General features: G+C 54.8%; 11 protein-coding genes. 5 read left to right on the top strand and 6 right to left on the bottom strand.

The window, feature by feature from the left end:
* The first annotated feature begins 94 nt into the window (after positions 1–94).
* The 4 genes from fliD (at position 95) to ABX962_RS08370 (ending at position 8623) form a co-directional block, all read left to right on the top strand.
* Positions 95–2869: a flagellar filament capping protein FliD gene (gene fliD, locus ABX962_RS08355; RefSeq protein ID WP_372718386.1), complete on the top strand. Its 2775-nt coding sequence runs from the start codon at positions 95–97 to the stop codon at positions 2867–2869.
* Positions 2870–2924: 55 nt separating this feature from the next.
* Positions 2925–3443 carry a flagellar export chaperone FliS gene (fliS, locus tag ABX962_RS08360; protein WP_372718388.1) on the top strand — a complete coding sequence of 173 codons (519 nt, stop codon included), beginning with the start codon at positions 2925–2927 and terminating at the stop codon, positions 3441–3443.
* Positions 3444–3914: 471 nt separating this feature from the next.
* Positions 3915–7715, top strand: a complete 3801-nt coding sequence (locus ABX962_RS08365) for a secretin N-terminal domain-containing protein (RefSeq protein WP_372718390.1) — start codon at positions 3915–3917, stop codon at positions 7713–7715.
* On the top strand, positions 7715–8623 hold the full coding sequence (locus tag ABX962_RS08370; protein WP_372718392.1) for a hypothetical protein: 909 nt from the start codon (positions 7715–7717) through the stop codon (positions 8621–8623). Before ABX962_RS08365 ends, ABX962_RS08370 begins: the two co-directional genes overlap by 1 nt.
* Positions 8624–8751: 128 nt before the next feature.
* On the opposite strand, the gene ABX962_RS08375 is transcribed toward ABX962_RS08370, so the two are convergent.
* The gene (locus ABX962_RS08375; RefSeq protein ID WP_372718394.1) at positions 8752–10953 is read right to left on the bottom strand and encodes a transglutaminase family protein; all 2202 of its coding nucleotides are present in this window, start codon (positions 10951–10953) and stop codon (positions 8752–8754) included.
* Between the two features lie 210 nt (positions 10954–11163).
* The gene (locus ABX962_RS08380) at positions 11164–11751 is read right to left on the bottom strand and encodes a shikimate kinase (RefSeq protein ID WP_372718396.1); all 588 of its coding nucleotides are present in this window, start codon (positions 11749–11751) and stop codon (positions 11164–11166) included.
* 635 nt (positions 11752–12386) lie between these two features.
* Here ABX962_RS08380 and ABX962_RS08385 point away from each other — a divergent pair.
* A complete protein-coding gene (locus ABX962_RS08385; protein ID WP_372718398.1) occupies positions 12387–13490 on the top strand; it encodes a GTP-binding protein in 1104 nt (367 codons plus the stop codon).
* 47 nt (positions 13491–13537) lie between these two features.
* On the opposite strand, the gene ABX962_RS08390 is transcribed toward ABX962_RS08385, so the two are convergent.
* The 4 genes from ABX962_RS08390 to ABX962_RS08405 form a co-directional block, all read right to left on the bottom strand.
* Positions 13538–14374 (bottom strand): HAD-IIB family hydrolase, encoded by an 837-nt coding sequence (locus tag ABX962_RS08390; protein WP_372718400.1) that lies wholly within the window; start codon positions 14372–14374, stop codon positions 13538–13540.
* 7 nt (positions 14375–14381) lie between these two features.
* The gene (locus ABX962_RS08395) at positions 14382–16388 is read right to left on the bottom strand and encodes an amylosucrase (RefSeq protein ID WP_372718402.1); all 2007 of its coding nucleotides are present in this window, start codon (positions 16386–16388) and stop codon (positions 14382–14384) included.
* Entirely contained in the window at positions 16369–18582 is a 2214-nt protein-coding gene (locus ABX962_RS08400) for an HAD-IIB family hydrolase (RefSeq protein ID WP_372718404.1), read from the bottom strand. Before ABX962_RS08400 ends, ABX962_RS08395 begins: the two co-directional genes overlap by 20 nt.
* Before the next feature lie 177 nt (positions 18583–18759).
* A complete protein-coding gene (locus ABX962_RS08405; protein ID WP_372718405.1) occupies positions 18760–19719 on the bottom strand; it encodes a PfkB family carbohydrate kinase in 960 nt (319 codons plus the stop codon).
* Positions 19720–19779: the final 60 nt, after the last annotated feature.

Here is a 19779-nt window from a genome sequence, read left to right on the forward strand (position 1 = left end):
ACAGGTGCCCATGTTGGCCCTTCTCGACCGTCCAAGACGCAGGTTGCGGCTTTTCGCAACGCTGCACTCCTATTACTAACGTTGCAAAACACTCATGGGGCGAATTCAATCCTCCGTCGGACTGATCACCGGAACCGATATCGTCGGTACGGTCGATCAATTGATTGCCATCAGTGCCCAGCCGCGTGACCGTTTGGTCGCCAGCACCGAATTGCTGGCAAATAAACAAGCGGCGATTGCCGAGCTGACGGCGTCCGTGATTGGCGTCCAGCTTGCCGGGAATCGGTTGTCGAGTTCAACGCTGTTTAAAAGCAAGACCTCAACGTCGTCCAACAGCGATGCGTTGTCGGTCAAAAGCGGAAGTGCAGCCCAGGTTGGTACCCATGTGGTGCGGACACTGCAAACGGCGTCGACTCATAACACCACGTCTCTACAGCGATTCAGTGCTTCCGATACCGCATTGGGCTTTACGGGCCAAATCAGTATCAATCATGGCGAAAAACTGATCGATGATTCGGTGGCGCTTTCGAGTTTAAATAATGGCCGCGGCGTGGAAGCGGGCGTCGTGCGGATCACCGACCGTTCGGGGAAATCGGCAGAGATCGATTTTTCCAGTGCGCGAGACATGGACGATGTGATTTCGCTGATCAACGACGCCGATATCAACGTGCGAGCGACCACGTCGGGCAATTCGCTGCAATTAATCGACAACACGGGCTCGACCGCCAGCAATTTGATTGTCGAGCAACTCGGCGACGCCGAAACCGCCGCAGACCTGGGCATTTGGGGTGTCGATGTTGCGAGCAGTACCGTGACGGGGCTCGAGCTGGATCTTCCTGATGGGACGGAATCGGTTCGCGGCGCCGCACTGAGTGAATTGGCTGGCGGCAGCGGCGTCGGCCCGCTAACCAATCTGGATATCACGCTTTCGGACGGTTCCTCGGCCAGCATCGACTTGTCGTCAGCAACCACGACCAGCGAGGTGATCGATGCGATTTCCGCGTCGGGGTTAAAGTTAACCGTACGACTGAATGACGCACGAAACGGTTTCCAGGTGCGTGACGTCTCGGGGGGCACTGGCAACTTCACAATCGACGCCGCCGACGATACCGCCTCGCAGCTCGGGCTGACCGCATCGACGACCGATGACATTGTCGTTGGCGGAAACCTAAATCGGCAAAACGTCACGCGTGACACGCTGCTCGAAGACCTCAATGGAGGTCTCGGGGTCAATATCGGAAGTTTCACGATTAAAGACAGCAAGGGTGTCCTTGGCGCAATCAATCTGAAAACCGCCGGGGCAAAAAATGTCGGTGAATTGATCGACAAAATCAATGCATTGTCGGCTAATGTCACCGCATCGATCAGCGAAAACGGCGACGGGATATCGATCGTCGATAACGCAGGTGGCAGCGGCAAATTAACGATTGCCAATAGCGGGACCTCGACGACAGCGTCGGATTTGAACATCGCCGGAACGGCGACGAATCAAACGATTGGCGGACAAACCAAATCGGCCATCGTCGGCACCAGCGCCGATGTGATCGAAGTGACCGCCGACGATACGCTCGAATCATTCGTCAGCAAAATCAACGCCGATGGCCGCTACGGCACCGCATCGATTCAGACGAACGACGATGGATCCTTCTCGCTGCGGATTCGCAGTCAACGCGGTGGCGAGGCCGGAAAACTTGCGATCAATACCACCGGTTTTAGTCTCGACTTACGAACGGAATCACGTGGAGCGGATGCGTTGATCGCCGTTTCAACCGACGGGGGGACCGAGCGGTATGTCAGTTCAAGTGATGGCGTATTTGACCTCGGGACCGACGGTGAACAATCGAGTCAAATCAACGGATCGACTCCGCTTGCTTCGCTGAAAGGGGGCAAGGGAATTTCGCTCGGAAGTTTCAAAATCACCGACAGTCGTGGAAAAACGAGTGCCGTGAATTTGCGAGTCGAAGGAATCACCACCGTCGGTCAATTGACCGCTGCGATCAACGATCTGGGGATCGGCGTCACCGCATCGATTAACGCCGATGGGACTGGTATTTCCGTCGTCGATACCGCCGGCGGCAGCGAAACACTGACGATCGAAGATGTTGGTAACGGGCGATCCGCCTCGGATTTGGGCATCGCGGGTGAAGCCACCACGCAAACGATCGCAGGACAATCGGTTTCCGCCTTGGTGGGACCGGCCGATGATGATGTCACCGACTCTGCCACCGGTATCAGTTTGACACTAAAGGAATTGTCGACCGATCCAATCACGATTTCGGTCAAGGACGATCCCACCGTGGTTTCCAATGCGACCAAGACCTTTGTCGATCAATACAACAAACTGATTGAAAAACTCGATTCGCTGACGTATTTCAACGCCGAGGCTAACGAGGTTGGGTTGCTGTTTGGATCGAGCGAAGCCAACCGGATCCGCGATTCGTACAGCCGACTGCTGTCGGGGACGATCACTCAGGCGGGCGATTTAAAGTCGCTTGGCAGTGTCGGAATTCGATTCAATGGCGAAGGGCAACTCGAATTTGACGCTGAGAAATTTGGTGACGCGATGAGCGAAGACTCCGCAGCGGTCGAGGCGTTCTTCACCACTTCGGAAACCGGGCTTTCGGACCGGCTCGATTCGGTCGCGGATCGAATTGCGGGGGTCTCGAACAGTCTATTGATCGGGCGTACCGAGACATTGGGGACACAGATCACGCAAAATAACTCGCGAATCGAGGCCCTAAACGAACGACTCGACAATGAACGCGAGCGGTTATTGAAACAGTTTTACGCGACCGAAGAAGCGATCGGTAAAATCCAAGGCAACTCTTCGTATTTGTCACAAATTGAGCGAATTACGATTCCTACGTAATCTCCCTATTCTTTCTCTCCTGAATTAATCATTCCTGCAAGGAGGCAGGTAACGCATGTCTTATTCCCCTTCGCATGCCGCATCGAATTACCAACCTAGCGGTTACAAACAATCGCGGCGTTCGACCGATGGCTATCTTGAATCGAGCATCCAACATGCGACGCCGGCTCGTTTGCGATTGATGATCCTAGAGCGCTCGGTCGAGGTCGCTCGCGTGCTCGCCAATGCATGGCGGACGCAACCGGAAAAGAAGGGCAACAACGAATACTCGCTGAAACTATTCGATTTGATCACCGAATTATTGTCGGGCGTCACCAGCAAAGAAGGGGTGTGCAATCAGGTGGCGGACCTATACGTTTTTCTCGCCAAACACCTGCTGCTAGCCGAACAAAACAGCGATGCCGATGCGGTCGACGAGTTGCGTGAGATCCTAGAGATCGAAGCGGATACGTGGCGAATGGTCTGTGCCAACGAGACGCTAGCAAAAATGCCTGCCGCGTCCGCTGCAGGCACAACTGCCGCTCCGATTTCGACCGACACTCCGATTTCCGGTGGGCTGAATCTGCAAGGCTAAATCGACGTGGCAAGTCAAAATCGACTCGGCATTCCCCCCCGAGCGAACATCGCAATACGCAACCGTTAACGAAAAAGACGCACGGGACGCAGGAAACCGCTCAATCACGGTTTCAAGTGTCCCGTGCGTTTTTTTTGGGGGCCATTTCGCCTAACGATGTGAAGCGTTTAGACGCGGCAATTTACACGATTTGCGTTTTGCACACTACGCTCGCCAGAGCGTGGATGGTTGCCGCACAAATGCGAAACACCACCTTCTGGCGAAGGTAGCTACAGAAAATGCGTTCCCGTATTGGGCGAAGCGGCTCTTCCATTTCGCATTCTCTTCATTTCCAGCGATGTCAAGGATTACGGGAAATTTTGACTGTAGCGATTGTTCCGGTTGATCCGATGATTCCTATTGAACGGGCTAGAGCGCACGTAGGTTCGTTCATGGAGTACGTCTCTCGATCAACAGTAAAGGTGGTCGCAAATGCGGCGATGGATCCTCAGCACCCTGACTCTTGGATTTACGTTGGTACCATGTACCAATTTTGTAAACGCCCAAGATGCATCAGGCCCCGCACTTCGCAAACTTTCGGTTCCTGCGGCCCAGTCACGCTCGATCGCGACCAAGCTTAGCTTGATCTATCGCGACGTGCCGGGGGTGCAAATTTCACCCGATGCGAAGAACAATCAATTGGTGGTGATGGCCCCCGAATCCGCGCAACGCAAAATTGCTGCGGATGTTCAATCGCTAATGAATTCCGAGGCGGTCCAGCAAGCTTCGGCGACGGGCCCGGTGCATGTTCAGCTCAAAAACGTAACTTGGCGTGAATTCGAAGACGACTTGAAGCGACTCGCAGGGCTTCCGCTGCCAATCACAACGACTCGCAACGGCGAACGCGCATCGTTTCAGCTCAGCGCGGCACCGCTGCAAGGCACCACGGTCGAGGTCGATCGACGTCGTAACATGGTGACCGTGATGGCTGCCCAACAAAATCAAAAAGGGTGGCAGAAAGTCATCAACACGTTGGACGCTCCGTCACACGATCAATCCAAAATCACCGAGTTGATGCGGCTTGAAAACGCGGAACCCGCACCGATCCAGCGTGCGATCCGCCTGCTGGGCGAATTGGATGCTCGCCGTGTGAAACCGATCACCGCGGAAAATGCCTTCCAAAACGCGGTCTTTCAACAAGACGCTGCCGCCACCCCCGCTGCCCCAGCTGTGAATGCGGCTCCCCAAGACACCGACACCGATTCCGACGAACAAGGCGGATCGGGTGTCATTGGCGACACCCAAATTCAATTCGTTCCCGAGCTCGGCACGATCATTATCCGCGGAGCAAAACGCGACGTCGAACGGGTGATGGAAGTCATCAAGGAAATCGAAAAACAGAGCGACTTGACTCGCCCCGATATCGAAGTGGTCAATTTGCGGCATGCCGATAGCAACGCCGTCGCAACACTGCTGAAGCAACTGTACGACGATGTGCTTTCCGCTCGTCAAGGCGAAGTCAGTATCACCGCACTTGATTCACCGAACTCGCTGCTGCTGATTGGTCGCGCCGAAGCGATCAACGGCGTCCGTGATTTGATTGCCAAAGTAGACATTCCCGTCGACGAGACCAGCCGATTGCGAATCTTTCGTTTGCAACACGCTTCGGCTTCCGACGCCGAAGAAACCATTCGCAGCTTCTTTGTCGACCGACCGGGCGGAAGCGACGATCTCCGTCCCGGCATCGGACCTCGGGTTCGCGTGCTGGCTGATTACCGCACCAATTCGTTGATCGTCAGCGGGGCACCTCGCGACATGGAAGAGGTGACTCGACTGATCAACGATCTTGACGTGCAACAAGTCTCGGCGCAAAGCGAAATCAAAATCTTCCCGCTGACCAATGCGGTGGCCGAAGACTTGGCTCCGGTAATCCAATCGGCGATCAATGGCGAGAGCGAATCCGGAGGCGATTCCAACGTGACCACGCCGTCGACTTCGTTATCGATGGTTGCCGTGGACGGTGACGGAAATCAAATCCTCGATTCGGGCATCCTTGCAGGTGCCGTGATCACCGCCGATCCTGGGGCAAACTCGATTGTCGTACGAGCTCCGGCAGCCAGCATGCCGTTGATCGGCGAGTTGATTCGCCAACTTGACAAAGCACCGGGCATCGATTCGCTCGTCAAAGTGTTCACAATCGAAAATGGTGACGCCGTTCAATTGACGACCGCGTTGACGCAACTCTTTGGTGACGACGCAGCGACCAGCGGCACCAGCATCGGTGCGGGCAATCTTGGTGGACTGCCCGCAACGACCGCCGGCAGCGACAGTTCGCTTGTGCCATTGCGATTCAGCACCGACCTGCGAACCAACAGCATCATCGCCAGCGGTTCGGCCGAAGACCTCGAAGTCGTCGAGAGCATCTTGCTGCGACTCGACGGTGCCGGATTCTCCGAACGCATCACCGAAGTCATTTGGCTGCGTCATCAAGCCAGCGACACGGTCGCCGCAGCGATCCAGCAATACGTTCAGCAACGCTCGCAAGGCGTCAATACGATCCAACAGTTCCAACAGGGCGGACTTGGTCCCTATGACCTGCCCGATCGCGACTTAGTCGTGGTGTCCGAACCGGTTACCAACAGTCTGCTGCTGAGTGTTTCGCCGCGATTGTATGAAGACGTACGTGGTTTGATCGACAAACTTGACCGACGCCCCCCCATGGTGCTGATCAAGGTCTTGCTTGCCGAGGTCAGCTTGGACGACATCTTCGAAGTGGGTGGCGAGATTGGTTTGCAGGACTCGCTGATGTTTGACCGTGGCACCGCTTCGAATGCGTTTCCAGTGTCAACACCAGGATTCAACTACAACGGCAACGGGACTCCGAACCTCAGCTCGTTTGGCAAAGAGAGTTTGGCCGGGCGTGGTTTGACCAGCTTCGGTGTCGGTACCACCAACGGCAATCTCAACTACGGTGGTTTCGTACTGAGTGCGGCAAGTGAGTCGGTCAGTTTGCTGTTGCGAACACTGCAAGACGCACGACGTCTGCAGATTCTCAGCCGTCCTCAGGTCATGACGATGGACAATACCGAAGCACTTGTTCAGGTCGGACGTACGATCGCACAAGTGACGGGAGTCATCCAAAATGGGATCTCCGGAAACCAAGTTGTCACCGAACCATTGCAAGTTGGTTTGATCATGCAAGTTCGGCCTCGGGTGGGTGCGGATGGTTTGATCATCATGGACATTGACGCCACACGCTCGGACCGTGACGCTTCCAACGGAACCCAGGTTCCTACGGGCGACGGATCGGTGTTGATCCAGGACATTTTGGTCACCACCGCACAATCAACCGTTGCTGCCTACAGTGGCCAAACGGTGATCTTTGGTGGTTTGATCCAGAAAACCCGTAGCAACTTTAGCCGCCGGGTTCCTTACCTCGCCGATATCCCGTTGTTGGGCTACTTCTTTAAGTACGACCAAGAGTTTGAACGTCGTTCGGAGATGCTCGTGATCATGACTCCGATGTTGGTTACCGGCGAAGAGGACTTGGATTACGTCAAAGCAACCGAGTCGAGCCGTATGAGCTGGTGTCTGGCCGACGTGGTTGAAATGCACGGTGACGTTGGCTTGAGTGGCGGTTATGGATTGTGGGGCCCCGCAACCGGTGGCACGATCTATCCCGACTTGCAACCTACCGTGGACCAGTTCCATCAAGGCGAACTGATGAACGGCGAAGAATATTGCCCTCCGGCGGGTGTGAATTCATCATCGGTCATCATTTCGGATCAACCGACCATGATCGACTCGGGTTCTTCGCTCAACGATTCGCCAGTGATCTACGAGTCATCGACGGTGCCCGAGCATGCAATGCCGCGAGGCGTTCCGCAAACGCGAAGCAATCGAGTGCAGCCAAAGGGATTACCCAACGCTGCCGCACCGCAAGGAATCGGTCAACCTCGTCCAGGTCAACCGTTGACACAGAGCGGCAATGAAGGGGAAGTCCAGTGGCAATCGCCGCCGAATATCGATGTGCCCAATCAGCCAGGGAACAGTCGCCCGCCGATTAGCGGACCGGCAATGAATCCCTACACTCAAGCGGGAACCGAATCGAGTGCGAACCAAGTCAGCTGGATGCAGAACGCAAACGCTGGCAAAACGATCGACTACGCTGCCGCGTCAAGCGATCGCCCTCAGCGATTAGGAGCGGTCGTTCCCACGGCCGCGGAAGTTCAACCTGCTGCCCAACCGGTGCAAGCGATTCCCAGCATTTCCCCGCAAACATGGATTCGATAATGACCTATTTAGAAAACGCATCCAGTGCCAGAGTGGTCCGACAGCGATCTCATGACCGTTTGCTATGCCACATAGCAGTCAAATCGCTTGCCGTGGCAATGCTTTGTTCGCTGGTCGGTTGTATCACCGTCGGCCCCGATGGTAAACGCGTCAAAAAACCAGGCGGATCACTCGCCGAGAAAATGCCTTGGGCCAAGAAGAAAGATGAAGTCCCAGAGCCCTACCCCAATCCTGTCAAAATGGCGGCGACTTGGACTCCGGACACATTGGTGCAAACCAACCGAACTCCAACGCGTGGGTTCGGGGGACGTATTTTCTTCTACAATGAAAAATCACACGCCGTGCCTGTCGATGGTACGCTTGTGATTCATGGATTTGATGAAAACGCGGAGACAAGTGACAAGGCGACGAAGCGGTTTGAATTTACGCCCGAGCAGTTTACTCGCCATTTCAGCCAATGCGATCTCGGGGCATCCTATAGCATTTGGGTGCCATGGGATGCGGTGGGTGGCGAAGCTCGGCGAATTTCGCTTGTGGCATCGTTCCGCACCCAAGAAGGGGTGACAGTTCAAGGCGTTCCTGCGACTGTGATGCTGCCTGGGAAAGAGTCACCGGAAGTGACGCTTGCGAAAGCTGAGCGAAAATTGTCGACTCAATACCAAGAGTACCGTGACGCCGCAGCTTCGATCAACACACGAACTTCGGGGTTAACCACCACGACGATCCAGCGGCGTTCCTCACGCACTCCGGCACAGACCAAAGAAGCACCGGTGCAAGCGTTCCGCAATTCGATGTTGGCCGAGAAATCATCGACGCCTTCGGTCGAACTAAAAATGGCGACGCCGCCAACCGAAGATGGCGTGTTGCCGGCAAGTGCGACCATGCCTGCAAGCTCTTTGACACGATAACGCGGCATGCCTGCAGACAAATAAGAAACGCGGCGGACCAAGCGGTCCGCCGCGTTTTTTCGTTGGATAGGTTGCGGAAATGAATTCACCGTGTTTGTCTTCCGCCTCGTTCCCTCGCCAAGCTCACGCTACATCTTTGGCACAGGGCTGGGCGTTTTTCCTTGATAACGAGCCTGTGCGAACTCGCGGTACCATTCCGCGGTCACCGCAACCGACTCACGCTTAAGTTTACCACTACTAAGATCAAGCGTTTCAATACGATCGGCGAACTGGTGCATCGTTTCATGGGCCGCGCGGGTCAACGACAATCGTTTCATGCGGCGGTCCATTTTTCTCAGCATCTTGTGGCTCCTACGGTCTTCCGGATCGGCGAAATTCAGTTGGATCCGACGTGATCGCCGCCAAACCATGACGGACAAGACCAGAAACATCGGCGCTTGCATGACGCGGAAAATTGCCAGCACCGGATTGTTCGCGCGAATCGCAACGATGAACGCGTTGATCGACGAGACAACCGAATCGGTAAGCGTTTCGTCGTCGAGTTGCGGTGACCATGACGGGCTCTGCGATTGGTCATCGGTTGGGTCGACGGTGAGCGTCGAATAACGATGTCCAGGCGTCGATTCGACGGGGAACCATGTACGGCTTTTTGCATCGTAAGCTTCGGCCCAAGCGTGGGCGTCACGATTGCGAGCGACCCAAAACTTCTTGTTCGGTTCCAGTTCGTCGACGACATATCCGGTCACATAACGTGCTGGAATTCCCTGAGAACGTAACAATGCGACCGTCCCCGAAGCAAAGTATTCGCAGTGTGCCGCATGCCGTTTCTCGAAAAAGTAGAGCAGCGGATCCGCTCGATTCGGTGGTACTGTCGGGTTTAACGAGTAATCGAAATTGTTGAGAAAGAACTGGACCACTTTGTCAGCCTTCTTTCGCACGTCCACTTCATTGCCACAAATTTCGTAGGCCAGCGGTCTTAGAATCCGGTTCAAGCGGTTCGGGACATGTGTCAACAACTGCAATCGGATCAGATCCAACTCGTCTTCGGGCGGTTCGGTCGCAGTCGCGATAACGTAAGGGCTGGTAACATCCACGCCATGGTCGATCAATCCATGGTGGGTCACCACCAAGCTACCACTGTGTGCTTCGACCCATCGGCTGCCCAGCGGCATGAATACCGTGGTTCCTTTGAAGGGAATGTTTCGCACTTCGATCGTTCGCACCGGTTCGGTACTGGCAACTTCGCTCGTTTGCGAAGTCAAGTCGAATCGATGCAGCTGGGATGCACGACTACTTTTCAGTGCGGTTGTGCCCGGCCCCGATGCAGTCACGGTGCGGTTCATTAGCGAGGTCTGGTAGGCAAATTCTTCGACCACTTGCGGGGTGGCAACGTGCCATTGACGGTTTTCGTAGTAGTCAAACGCGTTGCCTCGCAAATAGCCGGGCGAATCGGTTGAGAAAACACACAGAGCGACTTCATCGGGGCTGGCCGTTTTGCCGTGACGGATCGATCCAATCGTCGATCCGTAGACATAGCGAGTTCCTGAGACCGAAATGTTGCTAAACGTGCTATCAAGCGAACTCTTTAACGTGGACTGGATCGTCGATTGCACTCGCGGCAAAGTCGAGTTTGTGGTTTGCGCAATCGCACCGGTCACAATCACCATCGCCGACAACGTCAACGCGGAAAGTACCGTTCCGGTGCGGTTAGGATTGCCACTGACCGGTGTTTCCGTTCCATCCGAACTCGAGACTCGACGCAACGTTGTTGCGGAACCCAATTGTGATAACCCCGAGGCTTTCCAGAACGCCCCCCGCCCCAGAATGCTCTGTGACGCAATCGCGTACCCCAGGCAGATGCAGAACGCGATGGTGGTTTGCCCCGCGTTACTTTTACTCACTCCCCCCGCCGCCACACTCAGCAAGACGATGATCAATCCCAACACCAACATCAAGCCATGTCCATCCGCACGCCGCATCACCCACAAGTAGGCAATCCATGCCAATGCGGTATGGGATAACAGATCGGCCCCCATCCCAAAGGGGTTGATCGATTTCATGCTCAAATAAGGCACCGCGTGAGCCACAAAAATCGTCGTCAGGCAGAGCAGTCCTGTGAAGAAAGCGAAGGGACGTGATCGCCACCAAGAACGTCTCAATGAACCGTCCGATGTGCGATATTGCTGTTCCAACAATCGCTGTATCCACGCCGCTGCCAACGCAAAGACCGCTATGACGGCGAGTGTTACCCAGCTGTCGAACGTGTTCGCTGTAAAAACACCGAGCGCCAAAAACAATACGACGATCGTCCACTGATGACGCGAAAACATGAAAACCAAGACTCCTGGGGCCGAGCAGCTCGTGGACGTGCAAATTTGGAGGTCCGCGCCAAAACCAAGCAAACGCTTCGCTTGCGAAGGTCACTTGCTAGATTCCCGGTGGCTCGTATTACGATTCGATCACGAAAACCAAACGGCGACGGAGTACGCAGGGTATTCTACAGCAAAACCATGGATGCGGGGACAATATCACCCGTTGCATTAGCACCAACGGTTTTCGCGACAAAGCGTCAATGCTTCAGCACTGACCTGATCAAGCGTTTTACCCGAAGTATTGATCTGCACATCGGCCGCTTCACTGTACAGCGGCTCGCGGAGTGTCAGCAATTCACGAATCTCATCGAGTTGGCCGAGCTGGGTCAGGGCTGGCCGATTCGCGGCAGTCCCCGCGTCACCCGCGATTCGCGCCGCGAGCGTTTCCGCCGTCGCGACCAGCCAAATGCAATGACCGCTCAATCGAATCGTTTGGCGGTTGGACTCTCGCAAAATCGCACCGCCGCCGAGAGCCACGATCGATGGCGGCTCCGCCGCGACGATATTCAACATCTCGGATTCGAGATCTCGAAAGCCTTGTTCGCCCGAGTCGGCGAAGAGATCGCGAATACTGCACCCCGCATGACTTTGAATTCGGACGTCCAAATCGACCACAGCACAATCAAGAGCGTCGGCCATTCGCATCGCCACGGATGTTTTTCCCGTACCCCGGTAGCCAGTTAAATAGAGATGCTTTAACAACGGATTGGCGACCACAGCGTGAAAGGGGTTGTGAGAGAACGTCGTTGATCGCACCGCGATCAATACAAGTCGCGCGAATCATTCCGCTGCCGCGTTCGACGAACACATTGGCGGATTGGATTATTGGCAATGCGGCGGGTTTCCTCAATCGTACAACGCGACCGAATTCACGTACACGGGGACGAACGACCGCAATCGAGACGGAAAGACGACGTGTCAATGCTAACCGCGAAAGCCCGCTGCTCAGGCTGGTTGACTTCGGTTTACGCTCATGTCTAATTGGGGGGTCATCCGAACAAACGGCAAGAGGAGAAGCGGAAAAGAGGGGAAACAGACCAACATGTCAGCAGTTTGACTGTGGCACAACGCGATGACAAAGCGGTGTTATACTCGTTGCTGCCCCCGTCATTGCAGGCTCGCGACGTGACGCCATCGATCGGAGTTGTGTCTGATTCTCGTTCCAAAATTTCTCGCCGAACGCCGGATCGATGTTGGGGATCGGACCGTATCAACGCCTCCTCGGCCCCGCGATGATTTCCGTCACTAACGTCACCGTTGGCACGATCATTCGCCCGATCGAAACAAGGTGCCCACTTCGCTGGGGTGCCGCTGCGGCCGACACACACACACCCACTGCTTATCGCTTTTTTCTTTGCCTCTCCTCAGACTTCCCCTTTACGAGCAATACGATGTCATCGATTCGGTTCATTATGGTTGGCGGTTTTCTCGGTGCGGGAAAGACGACGACGATCGCACGGCTCGCGCGTGCTTATCAACAGCAAGGCTTGAAAGTCGGCATTGTGACGAACGATCAGGCTACCGATTTGGTCGATACCCATACGCTGCGAAGCCAAGGATTCCAGGTCGGTGAAGTCGCCGGGGCGTGTTTCTGCTGTAATTTCAACGAGCTAACCCACGCGACCGATCAACTGCAATGTGACGATAAGCCTGATGTGATCTTGGCCGAACCGGTCGGCAGCTGTACCGACCTTGTTGCCACAGTTGTGCGGCCGCTGATGCAATTGTTTGGTGATCGTTTTGATGTGGCGCCGTACGGAGTGATTCTAAAACCGAGCCATGGACGGCGGATTTTAAAGGGGGATCCGAAAGCGGGTTTCTCTCCCAAAGCGGCATACATCTTTAAAAAGCAATTGGAAGAAGCCGATTTTGTCTTGCTCAATCGGGCCGATGAGCTGTCCGAGCAGGAACTCGAGGAGCTGACGCGGTTGGTGGCGAGCGAGGCGCCGAACGTCCCGCTGCTGCGAATATCCGCAAAGACGGGTGACGGATTTGACGCGTTCTTAGAGTTATTGGATCAACGCGGCGAGTTTGGCCGTCGTATCTTGGAGATGGACTATGACGTGTACGCCGAAGGCGAAGCAGAACTCGGCTGGTTAAACATGAGTTTGACGGCGACGGCCGAGGTTGAGTTTGACTTGGACGCTCTGGTGCTCGACATTGTCAATCGGCTGCAAACGTCACTGGCCAACGCGACTGCAGAAACGGCACATCTCAAGGCGATCGGATTATCCGACGGCGCCCACGCCGTCGCGAATCTGGTCAGCAGTGATACGAGTGCAGAACTATCGCTCCCTTCGGAACACAAAACGAAGGCTGCGGAATTGGTCGTTAACGCGCGAGTGGCTATTGATCCGGCACAATTACAAACATTGGTCGAATCGGCTGTCGAGCAAGCGTGTGAACACCACGGTGCAAAAACGGAAGTACGTCAAACGCAAGCGTTCCGCCCCGGCCGTCCCGTCCCAACCCACCGCATCACCGAAGTGGGATAAGAGGACTGCCGAATCGTCTTCGCGACTTTCGTCACGACGGACGGGGATTAACGAACGCTTGTGACGTGGTGCTTTAAACCTTCCATCACGCCGCTGGTCGCTTTTTGATTGGCGAGAAAGACGTAGTCGGCGGTGTTGGCAAGCCGATGTGCCTCGCTGACATTTTGCTTCAATTCGTCCGATGCGTTGTGAACCACAATCGCTCGGTATCCGGCCGTCAACGCGGCCAAATCGTTACCGGAATCTCCGGCGAATACGATCGCCTCGGGACGCAGTGTCATGTGTTCGGCCCACCAACGCAGTGCGTAAGCTTTCGAAACCCCCCGCGGCAATAGATCGATCAATCCGTCACCATTAAAGGGATCAACACTCGCGATGATCGAATAGGGCGCCGAGATTTGTTCCAATTTCCGCTGAAACCCGTCGACGATCGATTCCAAATGCGACGCATCAGCATAATAACTGAGTTTGAACGGCCCCTGCTTCTCGGGCTCTTGAACCCGCGTCCCCGCGATCCCAGAAAACTCTTTGATCAAATCCGTCGTCGCGATCGGACCAACAATCGCTGCCAAATCGTCGTGATACGCTTGGACCCGCTGCATCGATTCGCCGGGCAATGATCCCGACTCGACTTGAGCCTTCGTATCGACGCGGCGCATGATCGTCGTTCCAACGTCACAAATGATCCACTCGGGGGACGGCAAAGCGTGCTCGGCAATGGCGTCTTGGACCGATGCAAAATGCCGTCCGGTGACGAACAGCAACTCCATCGCGTGCTCACTCAAAAACCGCTGGACTTCGCTGAGATCGCGTCGATTATCGTCGTGATCATCCAGCGGAATGAAGGTGCCGTCCAAGTCGGTTGCCAGTACTTTCAAATCCATTTTCGTTTTACACTCGCATCAACCACAAAGTTTCATAAGCATCCAACACGATATCCTCGCTGGTTCCGAATTCACGATCAGTCAACGCGTCTTTGAAGAAGCGTCCGAGCCCGACGGTTCGCAACCGATTGCCGTCGACCGACTGAGGTTGATCGGTGAAGTTCGCGATCACGATCAATCGATAACTCTCGTTGATGCGAATAAAGCTAAGCAGATGAACGTTGCCGGTCGCCACCAATTCCATTTGCTGCCCCGCCAACGCGGGCAACGCCTTTCGCGTCGCAATCAATTTCTGCAATGATCGAAAGATGCGTTTGCGAATCGAACCGCTGCCCGAAGCAATCGTGTCATTCAATTCGTGCAAGAATTCCCACTGCATTCGGGGGCGATGTACCCAACGAGTATCGCCGGCCTTGGCGGGGTCTTTGACGAAATCGTAATCGTTCAACATCCCCCATTCTTCGCCCAAATACAGCAGCGGGATACCACCGATGCTGAGCGTGATCCCTTGCAACAACAGCATCCGGCGAATCGACATCTCTTTTTCGTTCTCATCGCCTTCTTCGATCGCATGCTCGAGCCCCGCTAACGAGGCGAGCGTGCCAGCGATTCGCATATCGCCCGTCTCGAGGTTCTCTTGAAAGGGAACGCCGCGGGCGAATGAGCCTTTAAATTGGCCGGTGTAAAATTGGTTCAAAAATTGACGATGATCGTAGGCATTGATCCCCAAAGCCGCGGCATCGGCGTCGTCAAACGTCCACCCGATGTCGTCGTGACAACGCAGATAGTTGACCCATGCGGTATGCTTGGGCAATTTGTGGCGATGGCTCAACGATCGCGTCAACAAACGGGTTTCGTGCGTGGCGAGCGATTCCCACAACAACGCCATCAGCGTGGGGTTGTATGAAATTTGGCACTCTTCGGGACTGATGTATTTCACCACGTCATCGGGATGCACAATCGCTTCGGATTTGAACAACAAACTGGGGGTGGCAATGCGGGCGAGCCGGCTGAAGGCTTGAATCAGCGTGTGAGCTTCGGGAAGATTCTCACAACTGGTGCCCATCTGTTTCCAAACAAACGCCACGGCGTCGAGTCGCAAAATGTCGATACCAGTGCTCGAGATAAAGAACATTTCCTCCAGCATCGCGCGGAACACCGACGGATTGCTGTAGTTCAAATCCCACTGGAAACTGTTGAACGTGGTCCACACCCAACTTTGCATCCCATCGTGCCAGGTAAAATTACCACGACGAACGGTGGGAAAGATTTCGCGAAGCGTCCGCTCGTATTGGTCCGGCAGCGTGCGATCAGGAAAGATGTAATAAAAGTTTTGATACTCTGGATCGCCTGACTGCGCATGCTTGGCCCAATCGTGGTCATCCGAGGTATGGTTGAACACAAAGTCCAGCACCAAGACAATGCCAGCCTTGCGAAGCTCGGTCGCCAAGTTACGCAAGTCATCAATGGTGCCTAGCCGCGGATCGACGCTGCGGTAATTGCTGATCGCGTACCCGCCGTCGTTATCGCCGGGGCGAACCGCGAACAACGGCATCAGGTGCAGGTAAGTCAGTCCGAGCTCTTTGAAATAGTCAATCGAATCGGCGAGCTTGCCAAGATTCTCGCTAAACAAATCGACATACAACGCCCCCCCTACGATTTTTTCCGAGTCAAACCAATCGGGTTCGTTGATGCGGTGGCGATCTAAATCGCGCAGCTCCTCAGGACGATCCAACCATGCGGTTGCCGCCGTGATCAGAATCTGTTCGAGATGGTAGAAAAAGTCGTACCGCGTGCCATACAGCTGAAATAACAGCGCAAAGAGTTCATCCCAATTGTCGACCAGCCGCAGTCCGAATTCGTGACGCAGTTCTTCATCGGCATCCCGGCTATCCCAAAACGCTTGCAACCGAGGTGACAAGCGTCGTAACGAGAGATCGGCTTCGTAAGAGAGTCCGCTGGCGTGCGACACGATGCTGCCGTTGCGGATTCCTTTAGGATTCGATCTGATCATTGGGAATTACGATATTCTCTAAAAAGTTGTAATACTCGATGCCTTCGATGATGCCTCGCGCGTGCGAGTGTTCGGCAAAATAAATTCGAGGATGGTTGCGAAGTCGATTCAATTCAGGACTGTAATTGGCCACGACGACCCCCAAACTGCGGCCTTGCAGCATGCCGGCATCGTTTCCGCTGTCGCCAGCGACCAACACATGCTCGGCCGAAAAGCCCCATTTCCACATCAAATGGCGGATTGTCATCTCGCTGCCGCCACGGACGGGGATGATGTCAAGATACATGCCCAATGACAACAGAACCTTAGCACGTAATCCAGCGGACCGCAGATGTTTCTTGATCTGCATCGTTGATGGCGCAACCTTGGTGTCCATCTCGTAGCTTATTTTGAACTCGGACTGATGCGAGTCGTCCTGTCGAAATAAACCCGGGATTTCATCCAACACCTTGCGAATTTCATCGGGCTTCCAGGCGTAATCGATCTGCTTTCGCCAACTGCGATCGGGAGTCAACTTTTTGCCGTAATGCAACTGTGTCCCAGCGTCGGTATCGATCACGTCAGGACGTGGCAGCCCGAGCTGCTCGATTAATTCCATCGCACTGTCGAGCCGCCGGCCGGTGGCGATGGCAAACCCAATGTGGTCATTTTGTTCAAGCATCGCCGCAAATTCGGCTAACGCCTCGTTATCACCGGACAACGTATTGTCCAAATCCGTCACGATCAACCGGTCAAATTCTGGCAAACGACGCGCCCGTGGGGCGCTGACCAGCGCGGGCACCGAGGAATGCTCGAGAATATCGTCCAAATCACGCAGGTAGCGATGTGCGTGATTGCTCCACGAATAATGCTTCCGTGTGCCATCGATTCCCGCCTTGGACCAAGCCTCCCATTGATCGGGTTCGGTTAACGTTCGCAGCAATGCTTTTTCGATCATCTCGTCGTCAAGCGGGTCAATCAGCAATCCGTTACTGCAATTGGCAATGATATCGCGAGGTCCGCCATCGTTGGTCGCCACAATCGGTAATCCCGTCGCGCCGGCCTCTAACAACGTCAAACCAAATGGCTCTGTCAACGCGGGGTTAATAAACACCCCTTTGCCCTGGGCCGCATAACGATACAGTTCCGGAACATCGCTTGGCGAGTGTGTTTTGGGATAGGCTACCCGTCCATACAGATCGTGTTTGTCGATCCGGTGCAGCACACTATCGAGTACGCGACGCTGGGCCTTGGGCAGGTCCAGCATGTCGTCACGCGACCCCATGATCAGCACGAGATTGGCGAGCTTTTGCAACTGCTCGCTTTGCCCATACACATCGACCAGCTTGGTTAGATTTTTACGCTCGTCCGGCCGTGCCATGGTCAAAATCATGGGCTTGTTCGGATCTCGCAAAAAATGGTCCAGCGAATCGGCGATCGCAGGCCGCGGCCAATCGGGGGCGGGGGGCGCAAAGCGAGACAAATCGACGCCTGGTGGAATCACCTCCATTCGCGATGGGACGTAGTGATCGTACAACTCGTATTGCTGCTGAACCTCTTGTGTCGTGCTGGTGACGACCATCGACGCAGTCTCCAACGCAATCTCTTCTGCCTCGGTCCGCAGCGAGAACTTGTAACGTCGATCCAGTGAATCAAGGTTATCTTTGTTCAACGACAACCGCTGCCGCTTGACTCGCCCTAACGAGTGGCCAGTGAAGATATACGGCACATGCAGCAATCGCGACAACTGAGCTCCGGCGAGTCCAGCGTCAGCGTAGTGACCGTGAATGATGTCAGGAATCCCAGTGCGACGGAAATGCACCAAAGTCTGGTCCACAAAATGGTCCACGTACGGCCAAAGCGCTTCCTTCTTAAGATAGCGTCGCGGTCCAAACGGGATGCGGATCAGCTTGGCATTTTCGCTGATCTCTTCTTCAAGTTGTGCATAATCATCCGAAACTTTGGGGTCAATAATTTGCCGCGTCAACAACTCGACTTCGCGAACCTGCGGCTGCGAAGCAAGCTCGCGAGCGAGTTCGAGGACGTAAATGACTTGACCACCAGTGTCCGCGTCACATCCAAGCTCGGGTTCGTGAGCGCGAATCAATCCATGCAGGCTGATCAATGTGATCTTAAGCCCGTTCTCTCGATCGAGTAGTCGACGGGATCGTGAACTCGCAGTTTCGCTAGGCTCTTCAGTCTTCGTTTCAGGCATAACCTTGACGTTTCCGTTGGAGTGAAATGAACAACTTATAAAAAGGGGCGATGATGTTGTTGGGGATGTCGTTGGAATTTCTTTGTAACGAAGCGGCGTGAGCCCCTCGGCCGCGTTTGACGCATTTTGTGGGCTGCGACTCGGATGGATGGGTTGCTACCGGGTCGGCCAAGTGGCTCATTCATCGAGCTCGTAAACCGATTCATCGGTGGTCGTGGCGCCGCGGAGACCGCAGATACGGGCGGCAAATCGTACCGCACGTTCAATCACTTGTTGGTAAGAGATTCCAGCCAAAATGCCATCGATGGTGGCGGCCGCAAATCCATCCCCCGCCCCCACGGTATCGACCAAAGATTCCGGCTTTGGCGCCGCTGCAAAAAACGCACGGTCATGCGTGATCGCGTAAGCGCCCCGAGATCCACAGGTAATAAAGTAAACCGCCGAACTACCATATTGACTTGAGATTTTCTCGACCGCGCGACGGACATCATCGTCCGACGAACACGACATGCCCGAAATCCCTGCCAACTCTTCATCATTCAGCTTGATGAAATCCGCACCGCTGAGCAGTTCCGGCAACCACTGCGGATCAAACCAGGGCTCGCGAATATTGATATCCACGAACCGCGACGCGGTCGAGTTTGCCATCCAATACTTCAGCGTGTCACGCGTCTGAGGGGCTCGCCACGCCAATGTGCCGTGATAGAAAATCGAATGTTCATCGTCAATCGATAACGCTGCATCCGTTCCCTGCCCCCCAATGCCTGCGGTTGCTGAACTCAACGGCGGAGGCTCAATAAAGTCGTAGGCGCGTGGGTAAACAATGTCGTATGAAGGCTGGCCATTTTCGAGCGTGACCTGCACTGCTCCGGTTTGATGTTGCGGGTTGGTCTGCAATCCATCCAATTTCATTCCCCAATCTGCCATCCGCTCGCGGATCTGTTTTCCCTCAGGATCATCGCCCACCGACGAAACAAACGTCGGTTTGCGGCCCAACCCCTGCAGATTCCATGCCACGTTAAAGGGAGCCCCGCCAAGGATACTGCGTCCGTCGGGGAAATGATCGAGCAGCACTTCGCCAATGATCAGTGGCGAACCTCGAAACTCAAGACTCGTTTTGGGGGCGTGAGAAGTCATTCGATCCTATCGAGCTCGGCGGTGAATTTTGAACCTGCATTGTACGGTTTTGCGAAACGA

It is taken from the genome of Novipirellula sp. (genome assembly GCF_041583735.1).
GTDB lineage: Bacteria > Planctomycetota > Planctomycetia > Pirellulales > Pirellulaceae > Novipirellula.